The sequence below is a fragment of the Candidatus Erwinia haradaeae genome, from assembly GCF_900698935.1.
In the GTDB taxonomy this organism is placed as follows: domain Bacteria; phylum Pseudomonadota; class Gammaproteobacteria; order Enterobacterales; family Enterobacteriaceae; genus Erwinia_E; species Erwinia_E haradaeae_D.
The window spans coordinates 934,550-953,961 of the sequence record NZ_LR217715.1 but is presented as its reverse complement, the minus strand read 5'-3'; the positions used below and the strand labels follow the sequence as shown (position 1 = coordinate 953,961).

The following is a 19,412-nucleotide window of genomic DNA, read 5'->3' as shown; positions in this document are numbered from 1 at the left end:
TGAAAAGAACCATATTCTATGTATCTGTGAAAAAGGTTTGAAGCGCTATCAGTATACTGAAATACTTACCTAAGTATAGGATTGTAGGCTGAGAAATATCACACATGACTTATTGAGTGAAAATGCTTTTTTGGGAAAGTTACTACAAAATTCATGCGTCATTTTTCTGATGGTACTTAATATTTTTATTTAGTATTTAAATACTTGTGCGTCTGGAGGGATAAACGCCAGTTTCTAGCAATGCAATTTTTAATACAGAGTTGTATAGCGTGACTTATGTGATTAATTGGTTGGAGCGCAATCACGCGTTTCTTTGGGTCATCCAGAGTATTCAGACAAGAAATTAACATGTCAATGTCTCGTTGACATGAGACTGGATGTTTAATTTCATCCGCTCTTGTTAAAGCCTGTGGTAAGACGCTATATTTGCTCCGCATATTAATTTTTGGCGATACCGTCACCCATGTTTCTGCTGTACAAAGAACGATGGAAGTGCCGCTAGTTTCAATTTGACAGGTAAAACCAGCGGATTGCAGTGCTATTGTTAGGGGTCTGAGGTCATGCAAACACGGTTCACCGCCGGTAATAACAATGTGTTTAGCCGTCCACCCGCAACGGGTAATAGTACGCAGTACCGTAGTCTCATCACTGGTTCCCCAGTGGTCACTTTCTTCTGTTTTTAGTAGAACTTCTTGCCATGGTATTTCTCGAGTAGTTCTTTTATTCCAAGTGTATTTAGTATCACACCAATTGCAGCCTATGGTGCATCCTTGTAATCGAATAAAGATTGCTGGTACACCAGTATAAACACCCTCCCCCTGTAAGGTTTGGAAGATTGAATTGATAGGGTATTGCATTATTGAGCTCTCGACTAGTAGTATTTGTCAGGGGGGATTAGGCCTTACTTTGAGGAAGGTTGCATGCCTAATATGTTAGGCTCATCCTGGTCAAATTTAGGTATCATCATGATAAAAAATACTCGATTATAATAATGCTATTCTGATCGAGATTTAAAATGCGTTCGATAGACACTGATAACATATTTTACAACAAAATGGTTGTAATGAATGTAGTGATTCAAGTACTTGCTAGATTTTTCATACCCCTTTATCAATATCAGGTGTAGGAGTTTATAACGGTGATCTGTAGTTAGTTTTAAACTTGATGAAAATCATATATCAGATAATGGTCGTGTAAATAACGTAAAACCAAGGTTGCGATATTTTTTATATCGGATGCGTGCTAATTTTTTACATGATTCTTCAGATGGTACAAAGTCTATTATTTCAGAAAAAGAGCTTGCATAATCTATACACTCAGGTAAGAGATTAATCAATATATCATACGAGGTATTTAGATTTTTTTTTGGCCATACCAGTTCGACTGGTGCTCCATGCATTGGTCCTTCGCCTATTAGGTTGTGTGGTAAAAAGGTATAAGGTGACCATCTCCATAGTGCTTCGTCTAATCGAATGGCTTGTGTTTTGTTAATACATGCAATAATAATACGTTTTCTGGAGCTACGCCATTTTGCATGTATTAAACCACAAATCCATTTTTCCTGATCATCTATCTCCTCTGATGGTGGATTAGACCATAAAAGATAAAAAGTGGCTTTTTTCATAGAAATGTTTTATAAAAGTATCTCACAATGTAATCTCGTATGGAGTATGCCTAGATTCTTTTTCTTTTTTATAACACAATATTAAAATTAAACAGAGAGATATTTTAGCACGTACATCTAGCACTTATATCGATTATCGATGTACCATGGTTATATATTCTATATTTATATATTACACATGCTTATGTAGTGTATTCGATTTCTGTATTTAAACCAGATCGATTGATTAAAAACTGAGATAATAGAGATACCGGACGCCCAGTGGCTCCTTTATTTTGGTCGAACTTCCATGCTGTCCCTGCTATATCTAGGTGCGCCCAATGATACTTACGAGCGAAACGCTCAAGGAAGCAGGCAGCAGTAATTGCACCAGCATACCTTCCACCAATATTTGCCATGTCAGCAATATTAGAGTCTAGTTGTTTTTGATGTTCTTCTGTGATTGGAAGACGCCACACATGATCTCCAGATTGTTCTGCAGCCGCCATTAGTTCTTTGGCCAATGGATTATAATTTGATAGTAAGCCGCTATGATGATGCCCCAGCGCAACAACACATGCACCCGTAAGCGTTGCAATATCAATCACTACGTCTGGGTTAAAACGTTCAACATAGGTTAAGGTATCACAAAGTATCAAGCGGCCTTCTGCGTCAGTATTCAACACTTCTACAGTTTGACCGGACATAGTAGTGATTACATCTCCTGGGCGATAGGCATGGCCTCCAGGCATATTTTCGCATCCAGCCATAACACCAATGACATTAAGTGGTAGATTAAGCTCAGCAACAACTTTCATGACACCACATACTGATGCTGCGCCACACATATCATATTTCATTTCATCCATCCCTTCTCCTGGTTTAAGTGAGATTCCACCAGAATCAAAGGTAACGCCTTTACCAATGAAAATAATAGGACGTGTATTTTTAGTTGTTTTTCCTTTGTACTCAATGATAGACATCAGGGATTCATTTTGTGAAGCGCGACCTACAGAAAGATAGGCGTGCATCCCTAACTCAGTCATTTGCTTCTCTCCAATTGAATAAGTAGTAATGGTGCTACTATATAGGTCAGCAAGTTTCTGAGCCTGTAGAGCCAGATAATGGGCATTACAAATATTGGGAGGCATGTTGCTTAGATCTTTGGCTATTTTTATACCCGCTACAATAGCTAAGCTATGATGCATAGCATGAGTTCCAATGTTTATTTCACGGCGAGTAGCCAGATGTAATGCTATTTTACGTAACGCGAGAGGCGGTATCTTTTTCTTGCTTTTTAGATGATTAAATCTATAAAGCGCCTCGTGAGAAACTTCTATGGTTTTGCGTATATTCCAGTAGGTGCTAGATCCTTTGAGATGAAGGTTGAGCTCAGTTAAAAAGCATACAGCTTCCGCTATACCTGTATTATTTAATGTGTTTATTGCCCTATCAATAATTATTTTGTACTGCTTTAGGTTGATCTCGCTACTTTTACCGCAACCAATGAGCAAAAGGCATTTAGAGCGAATATTAGGGACATCGTGCAACAGTAACGTTTGACCGATGTTGCCTTGTATGGTTCTGTAATTGAGTATCGAACGAATATATCCATGACTTATTGCGTCCAACTGTTCAGCAGCTAGAGAGAGGCGCCGAGACTCAAATATGCCTACAATAATACAGGTGGTACTCTGTTTTTCTAAATTATAAATTTTTACACTAAACTTCATGTATTCTCCTGAATATTAAAAACTAAAAATATTGAGAGTGATTTGATTAAGTATTTTTGAAAGTAAACTTATGATGTATGAGTAATTCTAGTAGATTTAATAACAATGCTTCTTTATCAGAATTGTTTAGTACAACTATGTGCATCCTAATATAAGTATCTCGAGTCTATGTTGCTATCATAATATAGATAGTGCACATATTTTTTGAGGGTAATATCCAGATCTGATTATAATAGAGCACACATATATATATTGAATTAAAGCAGCATTGTATACTTTATACTATGTTTGGACACAAGTATCGTCTTAACGACCTGGTTTTAAGCCTGCCGCTTCACGGAGTTGAAGTGCTTTATCTGTTTTTTCCCACGGAAAGTGTTCACGACCAAAGTGACCATAAGTTGCTGTTTGACGATAGATTGGGCGCAGAAGATCTAGCATTTTGATGATACCATAGGGCCTGAGGTCGAAGAACTCGCGGACTAGCTGGTATAGCATTGCGGTATCTACAGCTCCTGTGCCAAATGTTTCTATCATTATGGAGGTCGGTTCTGCTATACCGATAGCATAAGAAATTTGTATTTCACATCGTTCAGCTAATCCGGAAGCAATAATGTTTTTTGCAACATACCGTGCCGCATAAGAAGCGGAGCGATCAACTTTGGAGGGGTCTTTCCCTGAAAAAGCTCCGCCACCATGGCGAGACATGCCCCCATAGGTATCAACTATTATTTTGCGACCTGTAAGACCGCAGTCGCCCATGGGGCCACCAATGACAAAACGACCAGTAGGGTTAATGTGGTATGTAATGCCTGTGTGAATCCATTCAGCGGGCAGTACGGGTTTAATAATTTCCTCTAGCACCGCCTCTTTTAGCTCTGGTTGTGATATATCTTCTGAATGTTGTGTAGATAGCACCACTGTATCAATGCCTACAATTTTGTTATTTTCGTATTGAAAGGTAATTTGACTTTTCGCATCTGGACGCAGCCACGGTAATAAACCATTTTTTCGTACTTCAGATTGTCGCTGGACAAGTCGGTGCGCGTAGGTTATGGGGGCTGGCATTAAAACATCAGTTTCATTTGTTGCATATCCAAACATTAAACCTTGATCTCCAGCTCCTTGTTCTGGCGGGTTTTGGTGATACACACCTTGATTAATGTCTGGTGATTGTTTGCCAATCGCATTCAGTACAGCGCATGAGTTAGCATCAAAACCCATGTCAGAATGGATATAACCAATATCTCGTAGACTTTGACGAGCAATTTCTTCGATATCGACCCAGGCGCTAGTAGAGATTTCACCACCTACCATAACCATTCCGGTTTTTACATATGTTTCACAGGCTACGTGGGCTTGTGGGTCCTGTGTAAGAATTGCATCTAAGATTGCATCGGAAATTTGATCAGCGATTTTATCCGGATGCCCCTCTGAGACGGATTCAGATGTAAATAAATGTTTAGCCATTTTCTATTTTTACCTTAATTTACGTTCAAGTATACATTGGTAGAAATATATTGTAATGTGTTTATAAACTTAGGTATATGGATGTCTGTATTCTTGGTTGATCACATTGCAAGTTGATTGATTATTAATCATTTAGGTTGGTGGTCGAATGTGTTGAATAACAGCTACGGTGAGAACTATATAATATTATTAGAGATATAGAGATATGCTAATCACAATTAAGCTAGGCAGTAAATTTATCTATGTGTAAAACTAAGCCTCCATTCCTCTACTCAGGGGAGAACTAGTAGTATGAAGTTCGTTAATAATAAAATGATATGTATATATCACAGAAGAATACATTTTGTATGTTGTGTGTTATCTCTTTTGATTGGCGGTACGCAGACAGTAAGTGCCGCTGGTACAGAGCCGTCTGCCTTAAATCATGCTACAGATGATACAACACATATAACTACACCGACTCCAGACCCACCAGCGTATAGCAGCATATTTAGTATAGTCTTGAACGGAAAGGTTGCTGGAGGGCAGAGCTATAGGAATGAAGATGAGATGCGGGCGACAATATGGTCCGGACAAAATTGGGGTACTGCAAAGATCTTGCCTCTACCTACCCCAACTGCAGACGATGATTATTCTAGTTTTTCGCTGGTACATAGTTTGTCTGCCGATGGGACGATAGCAGGAGGTTATGCGCCTGTTGAGACAGATGTACGTCATGCAGTGATTTGGTCTGGTCCCAATTGGGGAAAAGTAACAAATTTAGAGCACTGGACACCGGAGCATACCAGTGTTTCCGTGGTCAACAGTTTATCTGCAGATGGGAAAATAGCTGGAGGATCTTCGACTCTTAATAGGTACCAGAAGAATCATGCTACAATCTGGTCTGGTGAAAATTGGGGCACTAAGACTGACATAGGTATTATAGGCGCTAAGCAGCCTGTATCTTCTGAAGTCTTAACGCTTTCTGCTGATGGAAAAGTAGCAGGTGGTGACTTTAGTGTTGCCACACATGATCAGCACGGAGTTATTTGGTCTGGTGAAAATTGGCAGACACAGACGCATGTAGATGATTCATCCGGAAAGGAGGCTATGTTTTTTCAATCATCTGAAGTTAATGTTATTTCTGGTGATGGCAAGGTAGCAGGTGGATACTACGCTGGTGAAGATCGGAATCCTCATGCCACTATTTGGTATGGCGATAAATGGGAGCATAAAGTTAATCTCGATGAATCAAGTAAGAGTGGTGCGATATCTTCTAAGATCTATGCTCTATCCAATGATGGGAAGCTAGCAGCTGGAAGTTCTTCACACATTCCTGAAAAAGATTTTGCAGGTCATCCAACTATTTGGTATGGTGAAAAATGGTCTCATTGGTTAGATGTAGGAGCATTAGAACCTGATTTTGCTGGGAGATCTGATATTTTAGCGTTCTCACCTGATGGGAAAATGGCTATAGGTGTATCTATGGGAAAGAGTGTACACAAAAGGCCATTTTTTATCTACCTACCTAAATATATCACTGATCTATCTGCTGACGGCTCTTCCGCAGAATCGGCAGCATCTCAAGAAGCAACTTCATCTGTTGATTCATCTTCTAGAAGTAAGCCGTCCATGTTCGACTTATCTGATGCTATTTCGACTATGAATCAAGTGGCAATAGATACTTTTTCATTAATGACCGCGCAGCAACGTGCGCTCACTAATTTACAACAAGGGTGTATCGCTAATAGTAAGAATATGTGTTGGTTAATACATGTTAATCCTGCGACTTTTGTTGACAAGGATGTATTACCAGTAGTTAATGTTGGATATGGGCTGACAGAGGCATTTTCTTTTGGAGGTGTGGTAACGCGATTTTTGCCTTCTTCTCTTCCAAAGAGCCATAAAATTAATGGTAATAACCTTGGTGTGGGATTGTATGCTGATTGGCATGCTTTGCAGAAATTTGGTGACTTCTATTTGCGTCCAGCTGTGTCATTTAATCAGTCTAAAATAGACATTAAGCGTGCTGCGCTGTTACATACTGCAGCGGGAGAAGGTAATACGGAGTTTAATGGATTAAGTTCTTCTTTAGAGTGGGGGGGTGGTCACTCGATTTTGAGTAAAAATATTGCATGTTTTTGGCATACAAGTATAGGTTATAATGCAATCTCTCGCGATGCGTACCTGGAAGCACGAACCATGAATTTTCCTGTAGTATCGTATAGAAAGATTAATTATAGCAATATTAGGGGAGATGCAGGGGCTGATATACGAATATCTATTTTAAAACCGGTCATATTAGTGTCAGGAGTGAAAATAGAACATATGTTACAGTGGAATTCATTTCTCTCTAAGGCTGATATAAGTGGTCAATTTCTCAATAACAGCTATGGCAACATACCACCTATGATTCGTATATTAAAAACTGGTGTGATATACACATTTAATAACAATCTATCGTTATCTGTCTTCAAGACCATGACTAAAAATAATGAAGGTTTTAAAAGTTGGAAGTGGTTAGCAAGTGTAGCAGGAACATTTTAATGTTTGTTCGCCAAGCACTGTCTATATTGAGACAGGGGAGAGTGATAGAAGTTATATGCCTAATATATGAGAAAAATGACCTGCTTTTGTTTTTTTGTATAGCATGTCAACTGATTCTTTGAAATAATCGACCTGTGTAAAGTAGTTCTGAAGTATAATGTACGGTTTGTTAAATTCATATGCAGGAGTACATTGTTGTAAATACAATCTAAAAGATTATCACTGAGGGATATGAGTTACATCATATTTACACAGCTAGCATCGCATAGTGCATGGTTGTGATTATGAGTAAGATATAGAATGATTAGAGATTTTTATAGTGTAAAAAGAGCATAAGCAAATATTTTTTAGTATGTGGAGTGCATAATTTTAAGTTGAACAATTTATATTGTAACTAAAATAGCAGCTTAATCATCTCTAGATCTTTGTTGTGACTAAAAAACAAATCATAGTATTTTACTGTTAACCTTTGTATATAATTCATTTTTATTGATTGTATTGTGCTCAAAACGGTAATTGAAGCGAGTGTATGTAAGGTGTTTTATGAAATATTGATGAATTTTGTGATTAAATCATCTTAAGTTTCAGAATACATCATATATCATAAATCATATTTAATTCATATTAGAAACAATTAGTATATAGACTAATATGCATGTGTCAGAATAAGAACCTGAGATTTCTATGTGTTGTGCATTATTTTAATAATGGCGTTACCGGAATGCTATGTCCAGAGATGCTTAAAATCTCTTTTGTCTTTTATTGCATTGTATGGTGAGCAGAAGAAACGAATGTACGATGTCCTTCTTGGTTTTTCATGTCATATAAAAAAGTGATGTAGCATAAGGTTCTGTGAATTTTACTAAAATGTTACTTATTTCATGAGGATATTTTGCGATCTTTGCTCTGAGAGGTTTCCTTCTGGCGGATATACTATAGTAATATTTGATAAATAGCACGCGTGTGAATTCTCTTGAGGTTGGTGCATAATAGTGACACAGTTTGCTGTTTTCTACAGGCTTGGGAAGCAGAGTCTTAAAGACAGGTAAGTGAATATCGGGGTATTGTGTGAGATAATTATTTTTGTATTTTTCATACTTAAATGTTATATCTGATACAGAGCATGGCGTGCTTGGGTAAATTGATAATGCGGTATGTAAGTCTGATTATTAAGAGTATAGACAATTTAGGTGTAATATACATGCTAGTATGAGAAAAATTTTGGATAGGTATCTTGAAGTATTTTAGTACTATCTCCTTCTACTAGATATGCTTTTTTTGTGGCTGGAACATAATTTTTAACCATACATGATGTGTTGAGTGTGATGGATCTCGGATAGAATAGTGTAATAATATTTTATATGTTGTAATAATTAAGGATTAAAAAATTAGTATTTCTGATGCATATTAGTGTTATGTGTTAAATGCTTGAGTATCAATTTGGATCTACTGGAGTCCGCTGCTCAAGTGCTTAAGATTAGTAATGATTACTATGATGAAAAAAGATCCTTTTCCGCTAGGATCTGTCACGATATAAGTTTTACATGTTTCATATGCTATGCTTTGTACAAGCTCTATGATTTAGTATGATTCTGACCGGAGTCTGAATAATTTTACAGGATTATACTTTCTATTATAGATGGCTAGTGACAGCTGAAACGCTTTTTTGTTTGTTTTTCTCATCATAGGTCAATGACACAATATGATCTTTTTAGAAAAATATGAATTTAATACTAGGAATAGTAGTGTATAATTACTGTTATGGGCATCGTTAATAATACGCTGCTATTAGAGTGATCATAATATACCTACTGTGTATAAATGTTACATGAATTAAAGATAGAACATTTTGCACTACACTTCAGAATTAGCACTATTATTTTTTATAGAATAGCCGCTTTGCATGAATTCTTTATGATGATTGTAATAATATTTATGATGTTATCTGAGGATTTTAGTTTTTGCGCACGCAGTAATATTGTCTATAACAATGATCAGAGATAACATATTTCATTTATAAAATAAATATGTTTTCTGAAGTGTGCATGCTATATGGTGATTCAGAATAAAATAGGATGATGTTTCTGTCTCACGTCATCTGAATAATAAAATCAAAATTTTTTTTGCTCATCCTTTATGGATAACATGAGGGAGGTGTGCAGCATCTTGTATTCAATCATATAGGTGAAGAGATAATATCATTATGCAATATTCACCTCAACAAACAAAGTATTATATTGTAACTCCATAGGTAGTTTTCACATCAATATTAGGTAGTCATCTCATCTAAAATATAGATGCATGGAATTTATGAATGTGACTAGATATTTTTTTATTACTGGAACTGATACAAATATTGGAAAAACTCTAGCTTCTTGTGCGTTATTGCAAGCAGCTATACGCGTGGGACATCGTGCTGTAGGGTATAAACCGGTGGCTTCAGGATCTGAAGTCACTAGTAACGGAATACGTAATGCTGATGCGTTAGCTTTAATGGATACTAGTAATGTAGCGGTAGAATATGATCAGGTTAGCCCATTTTCATTTGTTGAATCGACGGCACCACATATAGCTAGTGATGATAATGGAAGTTGCATTGATGTGCATACGTTGTCAACAGGTCTACGATCTTTAGGTGTTCTCGCAGATTGGGTTATCGTGGAGGGAGCGGGTGGTTGGTTTACCCCTTTAGGACAGGATACTCTTTATTCTGATTGGGTGATTGCTGAGAGACTACCAGTTATTTTAGTGGTAGGCATAAAGCTTGGTTGCATCAATCATACATTACTTACAGAGGTAGTCATACGTCAATCTGGTTTATTTTTAGCAGGGTGGATCGCGAACCATCCTGAAATGTCCACTCATCGCTCTCAGGATTACATACAAGAAATAGCATCTCGATTGCATAGCCCACTACTGGGGATTATTCCTTGGTTTAGTGAGTTAAAGCAAGCGCCCTTATCACACTGCATCAACTTGTCTCTTTTATAATGATCAAGCGCATATTGTTTAACGTATTAGCAGTAAAAAATATGTGTTTCAAACCATGAATACATATATACATCTATATCATATATATCTTTCTTAATAGGTGTTTTTTATGATTACATGTATATAGTATACAACATATATAGCTGACAATATTTGGTGGCACTTATACATGTATCTTTTTTCTTTAGTTTCTTCACAATGAGGCATGGCTACAAGTATACTATAGCAGCATTTGTATATCATGCTATCAAAAGCACCCTTCTATAAAGGGTGCAATATAGCACTGAGTATTTATAACCTCTTTTACATGTAATCAATGTTTTTTAGTCTATGTATTGATGCGGTATGTATTGCATGATCTTCTGTCATATATCTGTGCAGATATATGATTTGTGCTCCTACTTTGATAGCATACTGAATAATACGGAATAATTGATTTTTCGTATAGGATTAGGGGCATAAAGCAAGCAGTGCTAAGAGAATCCTCATCGTATTTTTTATACGTTCATGCAATAATATTGATATGGTGTGTTCGACATTAGAGGCTGGTTATTTAGTCTGCATATACAGTTAATTGATTTAATGTTTTGCATATATTTTTGTATCCAGACTCGAGGTATTATGAGTATTAGATAATCGTGGATTTAATATCGTTTCACATCGTTCTATATTACTTGTATTCGATCATGGATTTTTTGTATATTGCGATTATATTATTATGAATTTTATGTGTGATGACTTAAGATAGACTCATATTTATTTGTTGCTATTTTTTACTAAGATAAGCGAATAAAATATGCTTTCATAAGTTGTGACGTTTTTAATAAACAAATACTATTTGTGACAACTTGAAGAAAGATATAAATGATGTTATTTGGTAGTACTTTACACAGTGATACGATGCAGTAAACAAATAATTAGTGCTAACATAGTTAGTTAAGATATAGATTATTGCAAATGACAATTGATTCTATGTAACAGCTAATCGCTAATGTTGCTGTGTGATATGTAGTTGATTGTTTAAGATGCTAGGGTAATCACTAAATCTAATATTTTTTCTTTAGAGTCATAAGATATTTTATTTTTCTTGAAATTTTGCTCACTGAATGCGGAGAGTAATAGATTTTTGCTGTATGGAAATATGAATGTTTTTTTTGAAGCGATCAGATGTTAAGCAACCTATCTCGTCGTGTTTTATGAGTGTATTCAATAGGTAGGCATGACTATGAGTCTGAGATTAGGAGATGGCACAGATCACGATTGTATGTGAAGAATGTTATTGGAATATTGTTACTGCTCTCATATGTGGGTATTCAGAACCAGACATACCCGCAGAAAAGAATGTTTATGTTCGGTGGTAGTAGGAATAGCACTTAAATCACATAGACTGATTATGTAATCATATTACAATCTTTACAGATTTTGCTTTAGTGGTATATTGTAGTGTAGCGTTTTTTAGTGATCGACTAGCTTTATCATTATAAACAATGGATTAGCCAGTGTTATTTTAATATTAGTGGTGATTTGACGTTGGTGTGTTATTGCGATCTTTTGTCATCCATTGACGCATGCTCAAAGTAATAAGTCCTAGTGCCAGAATATCCAAATTTGGTCGCCAGACAAGAATAATGGTTCCGCTTAAGAGGAGCATTTTATCAAAACTAAACCAATAACATGATGGACAATGCGGAGAATGTTGAATGTTGATATTTTTAGTAAGCGATTTTATATGATCATGCGGTGGTGTACTATGTGTGATCTTGAGATTCTCATAGAGTAGATCAGGTAATTCAGACAGCCTTTCAATCCAAATTGGTATTTTATTTTTTAAAGTATTTGCCAGAGTTGTTATACTAACTTGATCTGTTATCCAATCTTCAAGGAAGGGTTTGGCGGTTTTCCATAGATCTAGATGAGGGTCAATTTTACGACCTATACCTTCAACATAAAGCAATGTTTTTTGTAATAAAACTAATTGTGGCTGTACCTCCATATGGAAACAACGTGCTGTTTTAAATAAGTTTATCAGTAAATTTCCAAACGAAATTTCGATTAAAGGTTTTTTAAAAATAGGTTCACATACACAACGAATAGCAAACTCAAAGTCTGTTATGTTTGTATCCCTTGGTATCCATCCTGAATCTATATGGAGTTCTGCGACCTTACGGTAATCGCGATTAAAGAAAGCGATAAAATTTTCTGCTAAATACCGTTGATCTTTTTTGCTTAAGGTGCTTACTATGCCATAATCAATTCCGATATATTTTGGATCGTGTGGATGTTGGTAACTTACAAAAATATTACCGGGGTGCATATCTGCGTGAAAGAAGCTATCTCGAAAAACTTGTGTAAAAAATATTTGTACACCGCGCTCAGCTAAGAGAGACATGTTTATGCCATGTTCTTCTAATATGTGAATATTAGAGATTGGGATACCATAAACACGTTCCATCACTAAAACATGTTCGCTACAATACTTTGAGTAAATTTCTGGTACGTATAAGATTCTGCTGTTTTCAAAATTACGACGCATTTGCACTGCATTAGCAGCTTCACGTAATAGATTAAGCTCGCTCATTAGAGTGTGTTCGTAGTATGCAACCACTTCTTGAGGACGTAGACGTCTAGCATCAGGGATAAAACGTGGTATCCAGGAAGCTAGTTTATAAAGTAATTTTATATCTGCTTTGATTACTGAGATAATTGCAGGGCGGATGACTTTGATCGCCACCTCACGTCCATTTTCTTTTAATATAGCGGTATGCACTTGAGCAATCGATGCTGTTGCTAATGGAATCGCATTAAAGTCATCAAATTGGTCTGTAATGACTATTTGGCATGAGCGCTCAATTAATGCAATGGCTTCTTTCCCATCAAAAGGAGTAACATGGTTTTGAAGAAGCTCTAATTGTGTTGTAATCTGAATCGGAAATATATCACCACGTGTAGAAATCATTTGGCCAAATTTAATCCATACTGGTCCTAGGTGTTCTAGGGCAAAACGTAAGCGTGTGCCGATAGATTCATGAATATGTTTTTTTGGAACCCAAAAGAGACATTTTCGGCAAACTTTGAATAAGCGTGACATACCTGTATGAGGTAGTAAGTCATCTAAGTGATAACTAATAAATACAGTGAGAATGTGATAGAGACGAGACAGGTCACCACAAGTCATTTTTTCTCCAAACTTTGAATACGATGATCAAGTACATTTAATGTATGTATTAAAACATCTACCTCTCTTATAAAACACGCTAGCTCATTAGAGCTAGGCATGAGGTTCCACTCTTCAGTGAAAGCGTCAGACAGGTATTTTTTTTTATTTTTTATATTGCGATTTACAAGGTCATAATGACAGTGGACGTGCTGCCATATTTTCTGGGTCAGAATATCTCCCATTGATATAGACAGCCAATCTTTGATGTTCAATTTTTGTGTGTCCAATTAAGTGTTATGTGAGATGTGAATGACACTATCTGTAGAATCCGATTCTCTATGAGTTATTTTAGTTGTCGATGATTATATAGTGTCAATAGTGTGATAAAATTAGTAGTAATGGTCAAATCTGATATTTTATCAGGCTTGTTATTTAAAATATGTAAAAATTGTTATCACAAAAGAATAGTATGAGCAGATTAAACTTTCTCATCACTATTTTTTAAGCTGCGATGATATAGATATACAAACTTATCTTTTACTTATTTTTTACAAAGCATACGATTAATTACACTTTTTTAAAATATTTGTAAATATGCTAGGTAATCTTATGGATATTTTTTTAAAATTTAAAACCACGGTGTAACGCCACAATCCCACCTGTAAAATTTTGATATGTGGTATGGCAAAAACCTACATTTATCATGGCTCTTTCCAGAGTATCTTGATCAGGATGCATACGGATGGATTCTGCAAGATAACGATAGCTACTTGCGTCTTGTACAATAAGAGATCCTAGGTGCGGTAGGATTTGAAAAGAGTAAATATCAAATAATGTACTTAAGAATGCGCATTGCGGTTTTGAGAATTCTAATACAAGTAGACGTCCTCCGATTTTTAGGACTCTCAAAATAGATGTTAATGCTTTAGTCATGTCAGTAACATTACGTAACCCAAATCCAATACTTACACAATCAAAAATATTTTCCGGAAATGGTAAGGTTTCTGCGTTGGCCTGTATGTATATGACATTATTGATAATACCTTTGTTGCGTAATTTATCTCTACCTATTTTAAGCATAGAGCTATTAATGTCAGCAAGAACAACTAACCCGGTATCCCCTACTACGAATGAAAATTTTTCTGTAAGGTCGCCTGTGCCACCTGCTAAATCCAAAACATATTGACCAGGTTTAACACCACTATATTCAATAACCCAACGTTTCCAAATACGGTGAACACCAAATGACATAAGATCATTCATAAGATCATATTTAGACGCTACTGAACTAAATACTTGAGAAACAAGATGTTGCTTTTCTTTTTTTAACACAGTTCGATAACCAAAGAGAGTAGTATCCTTTACGGTTTTTGTCATCTAGTATTTTCCTTCGATATCTTTTGTTTTTTCAGATTTTTGCATTGCTACGGCAATGTATGCTGCTTAATTGTAGTGTGGTGTCATGTAATTTTTAGATGATTATGTTGAAATGCGCTTACGTTTATGATCTGTTATAATAGCACTATGATATATTGATATAATGGGGTGTATTCTATAATAGGTGTATTCCACTCAATGTTATACTGATGAGTATGATCATGATATAAGGTACTGTTACCTAGCATAATACTTTTGATTTTATGGTGTTCCTTGTGTCATTGATTTTTAAGAGTATGTTATGTAAATATTCTTGTGTCTTTTGTTTAGATAAATATTTTTTAAATAGCCCTTATATTTTATGGGCTGCGTATTTTGGGATTTTCATCATAGATACATATTGATCTCGGTCTTATAATAATCTATATGTCTGATAAGTTTAATGTTTTTAAATTTGCACGAAATTATTAGTGTTTTTTTGAATATCATGCACTAAGTTTCGTTTGGTTATAGATAGTTTTATGCGAGTTAACATGTTAGGTTTTTGTATGTGGGTGTAGGTTTTAATATTATTTGGCATGCGAATATAATTGTATAACATCAATCTGATTATACATTAGTGTCGATTAGTATTGGTTATAAATTATGTATATTGTGGATGCAGTATTTGCTATTGTGATTATACTAATCGCTTTATTGCTAATAATTATACCATAAAAATATTGTTGATTTTTATAAAATGATGATCCATAAGAATATTGCGCTATAAAGTATAAAATTATTAAAAATAGTGTTCTATATATGTATATGACACAACGATTTTGTGTAGTCATAAAAGCCGTGTATATTATTACACTATATTTAGTTGATGTAAATGCATGCCACATCGTGTGTGTTGTACAGAGATTCAATAAATATTTGCTACCTCTACATATGAAGCACTATGAGATATTTAGGCGCGTTGGCTCATTGACAATTTTGTGTGGTGCTGATATTGCGGTGCGGTTTGCACTGCAATATAGATACGTATAGAGTGTATATAACTAGTCTAATGGATATAGCATGGTAGTGCATTGAAAATGCTTAACATAAGCTTCTAAAGTTAGGAGAAAAGGAAGCAATATCAAGACATGTGTTGTTTACACTACTATTTTTCAGATTGAAGGATTTAGCGTAGGGTGGTATCTTGTCAGTTTTGTGATATTGATATATTGAGTACGTTTGTTTTTTCAGAAGAAACGATACTACTTACTTAGTAAGCAACCATGTTTTGTATGAGAAACATCAATCATCTTTTTCGAGATCCAAACTAGTGTTTATATACTCTCGATCATTAGATATCTCTTGTAGAGAAAGCCTGATCTTATAAGGTGAAATTTATTGATGTATCTCATGAGTGCTAGGGTGTATACTAGATTCAATGTACTGTGAAGTATGTTCAGAATGGTGTGAATTGCAGATAGGCTGAGTGTTATTCTGTGTGATATCATGTTCCTGTAGAGTTGATGATTGCGCTAATTGTGGATTAATGGGTCTTGTAATTTGTACGCCCATCTTTCGAAACTCTTCCGCTTGTGAAATTAAATTACCTCGTCCTTCTGAAAGTTTTTTCATGGCCTGTTGGTAACTATATTGTGCTTTATTTAAGCTATGCCCAATATGACTCATATCATCTACAAATAAGCGTATTTTATCATACAAGCGAGTAGCGTGGTCAGCAATTTTCTGTGTATAACGATTTTGATTTTCATAATGCCAGAGATTCTTAATTGTACGTAATGCGACTAACAGTGTGGAGGGGCTTACGATCATGATATTTTGCTTAAAAGCGTCGTTAATGAGTTCAGGTTGTTGATCGATAGCAAGAAGAAAAGCGGATTCTACTGGAATAAACATTAAAATATAGTCTAGAGATCGCATATTTGGTAATTTATGATAATCTTTTTTATGCAATTGTCGAAGATGTCCGCGAATGGCAGTAATATGTTCTTTAAGAGCCGCTGAGCGCTGTATATTATCAGTGGAATTAAAATATTTTTCATAGGCCAGTAAAGTCATCTTGGAGTCAATAATCACATCCTTACCCTGTGGTAATCGCACAATAATATCTGGTTGCGAATATCCATGTGTTTCTAGCGGTATACTCACTTGTGTGAGGTACTCATGCCCTTTGCGTAGCCCAGCAGACTCTAATACTTTTTCAAGAATCAGCTCTCCCCATTGTCCTTGTATTTTATTTCCTCCCTTTAAGGCTTGTGTTAGATTTATGGTTTCTTGAGCCATTTTTGAATTGAGTTTCTGTAGATTGTGAATTTCATGGATCAGCGTATGATGTTCACGAGCTTCTTGACTCAACCCTTCTTGGATCTGGTTCCGAAATCCTTCTAATTGTTTACGTAATGGGGTGATAAAACTATGTAAGTTTTGTTGGTTTTGTTCACCAAGGCTGTGTCTCTGGTTTTCTAAGATACGATGTGCTAGATTTTCAAATTTTGCACTGAGGTAGTTTTCATTATGTTCTAATAGCCTTTGTCGTTCTTCTGCAGCGAGACGCGTTTCTTCTAAACGAATCCGCATTTCGTGTATTTCTATAGTTTGAGCGTGATTAATTTTGATTTGTGCATGTTTTTCTTTTGTTAATTGTTCATTTTCATTGCGCCAGTGTTCTAGATTATGTAGCTTTTCTTCAGCGATCATAAGTGAATTACATAGATGTTGATGTGTTTTTTCGTGGTGAAGTATTTTTAGATTGAGGGTGTCTCGTTCTTTTTTTAAATCGTGGATTTCATTATGTGCCAATGTAGCTGATTGCATTAGTAGATGTTTTTCAACAGCTATTTTTTTTGTTTTTTGCTTTAAGCGCCATATAGAATATGTCCAACTTAGTATCATACTAGATAGACCTGTGATAGCGCTGAAGGTGAGTGTAGTATTCAATGTATCTCTCTAATATATATTTTATACAGAAAGGTCTGTGATTTTTGTAAAGCAATACATGTAATTAATTACTGTAATATATTTTTCTCTTTAATTATAATACGTTGCAAAATTTTAAGCATATTTTTGAAGAAAGTAGAAGATTTATAATCTTTCTGCAAAACTATCTGTCTATTCGCAATAAGTAAACAGCGCATACAGTCAACCAAGGCGCATTTCTTGCTATTTGTCTAACTATGATGGTAGAGAGGTGTTAGTTTTTTATGTTCAGAGAGCCTTGAATTATTAGATTGATTGGTATGTCATGCATAGACATACAATGTATAGCGCTTTTGAGTCTTTTATTAGGATAGCGGCATAATAAGCATTATCTGTTGATCATGTATTATACACTATCCATCTCTATTATCATGCGCCATGTTACGATGCTATCTTTATTTTAATGCAGTATAGTATACCTAATACGATTGTTTTGACCTTGAAGCGCGCGAGTAGAGATAAGACATATATCGTATGTATTATATTTATACGCGTGAAGAACGCGTAGAATACGCATATGTTGCGGTGGTTACTCAATTAAGTATTATTAGTAATATCTTGTGTTACATAATTTTTAAAAAATAGTTGTATGTAAAAGAATACGGTTTATTTAGAGATTTTTTATTATTGTCATTGACATTAGTCGCGTTTCTATTTTAGTGATAAATAAGTGCTACTAGCGCGTATAGCTTATTTATTTGCAATACCAAAACGTTTGTTAAAACGATCTACACGACCACCACTAGCTACATCACGTTGTTTACCGGTATAAAATGGGTGGCAGTTACTACATACATCTAGAGTGAGATTATTGGGGGCTGTCGAACAAGTTTTAATTTCATTTCCGCAAGAGCATTTAGCAATTATACTAGTATAGTGAGGATGAATGTTTTTTTTCATGAAGTATCTTCCTTGCAATTTTTATAAGATAAGTAAGCGTTCATTATACCCTCTTGATTATGAGGATAGCTATATATTTCTAGGAATGCTATCAATGTACACAATTGGAAAACTTTGTGGACGCTACTTCTAGCACAGAACAAATATCACTACATGATGTTAGGATATACATATTGCTATTTTAACACCGCCTCCAAGGTATAGTTTTCACTGCTGATCTGAAATTTAGTAGATATATGAGCAGTCTAAGCTAGCCTATTACTATACTAAATATTATGACTCGTGTGAGATATATTACACAAGAGAGAAGATGATATGTACATAAGCTCTTGTTTTTTTTAAAAAGTTTAGTTTATAAAAAATTATTTTTTTATTTTAGATGGATGGGCAATGTTGTCGTAGATATATTAAGCAGTGAGATTGCAGTTATAGCTTTCATACGCATGCTTGCTTTGACCTAGTAAGTATATTACAGGATCAAACATCTAGCTGAAGATTGCATTGAAGAGCGGGTTCTATAGATTAACTTAAGATTGATTTTCATCGCTGTAATAATCCGATATGTCGAGCTACCTTAATTTTATATGATTTAGACAAATAACTCCCATGGCTGTGTATATATGTTAGTAATTGTAAGAATACATACTTACACAATATGATCACGAGTCCTGATATGATA

The 19,412-nt window shown here is 35.3% G+C and carries 11 protein-coding genes; 2 read left to right on the top strand and 9 right to left on the bottom strand.

The features are described from left to right. Positions 1–185 precede the first annotated feature (185 nt). From queE to metK, 4 genes are all read right to left on the bottom strand, one after another. Positions 186–857, bottom strand: coding sequence for a 7-carboxy-7-deazaguanine synthase QueE (gene queE, locus ERCIKOCA2762_RS03045; RefSeq protein WP_157988692.1), 672 nt, complete (start codon positions 855–857; stop codon positions 186–188). A gap of 314 nt (positions 858–1,171) precedes the next feature. Beyond that, positions 1,172–1,624, bottom strand: coding sequence for a DNA polymerase III subunit chi (locus ERCIKOCA2762_RS03040; RefSeq protein ID WP_157988691.1), 453 nt, complete (start codon positions 1,622–1,624; stop codon positions 1,172–1,174). 182 nt (positions 1,625–1,806) lie between these two features. Beyond that, positions 1,807–3,336 (bottom strand): leucyl aminopeptidase, encoded by a 1,530-nt coding sequence (gene pepA / locus ERCIKOCA2762_RS03035; protein WP_157988690.1) that lies wholly within the window; start codon positions 3,334–3,336, stop codon positions 1,807–1,809. A gap of 306 nt (positions 3,337–3,642) precedes the next feature. Then, positions 3,643–4,806, bottom strand: coding sequence for a methionine adenosyltransferase (metK, locus tag ERCIKOCA2762_RS03030; protein WP_157988689.1), 1,164 nt, complete (start codon positions 4,804–4,806; stop codon positions 3,643–3,645). 354 nt (positions 4,807–5,160) lie between these two features. Here metK and ERCIKOCA2762_RS03025 point away from each other — a divergent pair, with 354 nt between their 5' ends. Both ERCIKOCA2762_RS03025 and bioD read left to right on the top strand, forming a co-directional pair. Continuing rightward, positions 5,161–7,332 (top strand): hypothetical protein, encoded by a 2,172-nt coding sequence (locus ERCIKOCA2762_RS03025; protein ID WP_157988688.1) that lies wholly within the window; start codon positions 5,161–5,163, stop codon positions 7,330–7,332. Positions 7,333–9,648: 2,316 nt separating this feature from the next. Then, positions 9,649–10,323, top strand: coding sequence for a dethiobiotin synthase (gene bioD / locus ERCIKOCA2762_RS03020; RefSeq protein ID WP_157988687.1), 675 nt, complete (start codon positions 9,649–9,651; stop codon positions 10,321–10,323). A gap of 1,513 nt (positions 10,324–11,836) precedes the next feature. Here the strand turns inward: bioD and ubiB are convergent. From ubiB to rpmE, 5 genes are all read right to left on the bottom strand, one after another. Next, positions 11,837–13,498 (bottom strand): ubiquinone biosynthesis regulatory protein kinase UbiB, encoded by a 1,662-nt coding sequence (gene ubiB, locus ERCIKOCA2762_RS03015; protein WP_157988686.1) that lies wholly within the window; start codon positions 13,496–13,498, stop codon positions 11,837–11,839. Next, positions 13,495–13,752, bottom strand: a complete 258-nt coding sequence (locus tag ERCIKOCA2762_RS03010; RefSeq protein WP_157988685.1) for a hypothetical protein — start codon at positions 13,750–13,752, stop codon at positions 13,495–13,497. Before ERCIKOCA2762_RS03010 ends, ubiB begins: the two co-directional genes overlap by 4 nt. A 349-nt stretch (positions 13,753–14,101) precedes the next feature. Then, positions 14,102–14,857: a bifunctional demethylmenaquinone methyltransferase/2-methoxy-6-polyprenyl-1,4-benzoquinol methylase UbiE gene (gene ubiE, locus ERCIKOCA2762_RS03005; RefSeq protein ID WP_157988684.1), complete on the bottom strand. Its 756-nt coding sequence runs from the start codon at positions 14,855–14,857 to the stop codon at positions 14,102–14,104. Between the two features lie 1,377 nt (positions 14,858–16,234). Further along, a complete protein-coding gene (rmuC, locus tag ERCIKOCA2762_RS03000; protein ID WP_232043109.1) occupies positions 16,235–17,794 on the bottom strand; it encodes a DNA recombination protein RmuC in 1,560 nt (519 codons plus the stop codon). A 729-nt stretch (positions 17,795–18,523) separates the two neighbouring features. Then, positions 18,524–18,733, bottom strand: a complete 210-nt coding sequence (gene rpmE / locus ERCIKOCA2762_RS02995; RefSeq protein WP_157988683.1) for a 50S ribosomal protein L31 — start codon at positions 18,731–18,733, stop codon at positions 18,524–18,526. Positions 18,734–19,412: the final 679 nt, after the last annotated feature.

What these genes read in the sequence shown, in the direction of transcription:
- ubiE (WP_157988684.1), bottom strand. Translation starts at nt 14,857, where the DNA reads ATGACAAAAACCGTAAAGGATACTACTCTCTTTGGTTATCGAACTGTG.
- rpmE (WP_157988683.1), bottom strand. Translation starts at nt 18,733, where the DNA reads ATGAAAAAAAACATTCATCCTCACTATACTAGTATAATTGCTAAATGC.
- queE (WP_157988692.1), bottom strand. Translation starts at nt 857, where the DNA reads ATGCAATACCCTATCAATTCAATCTTCCAAACCTTACAGGGGGAGGGT.
- ERCIKOCA2762_RS03040 (WP_157988691.1), bottom strand. Translation starts at nt 1,624, where the DNA reads ATGAAAAAAGCCACTTTTTATCTTTTATGGTCTAATCCACCATCAGAG.
- metK (WP_157988689.1), bottom strand. Translation starts at nt 4,806, where the DNA reads ATGGCTAAACATTTATTTACATCTGAATCCGTCTCAGAGGGGCATCCG.
- pepA (WP_157988690.1), bottom strand. Translation starts at nt 3,336, where the DNA reads ATGAAGTTTAGTGTAAAAATTTATAATTTAGAAAAACAGAGTACCACC.
- ubiB (WP_157988686.1), bottom strand. Translation starts at nt 13,498, where the DNA reads ATGACTTGTGGTGACCTGTCTCGTCTCTATCACATTCTCACTGTATTT.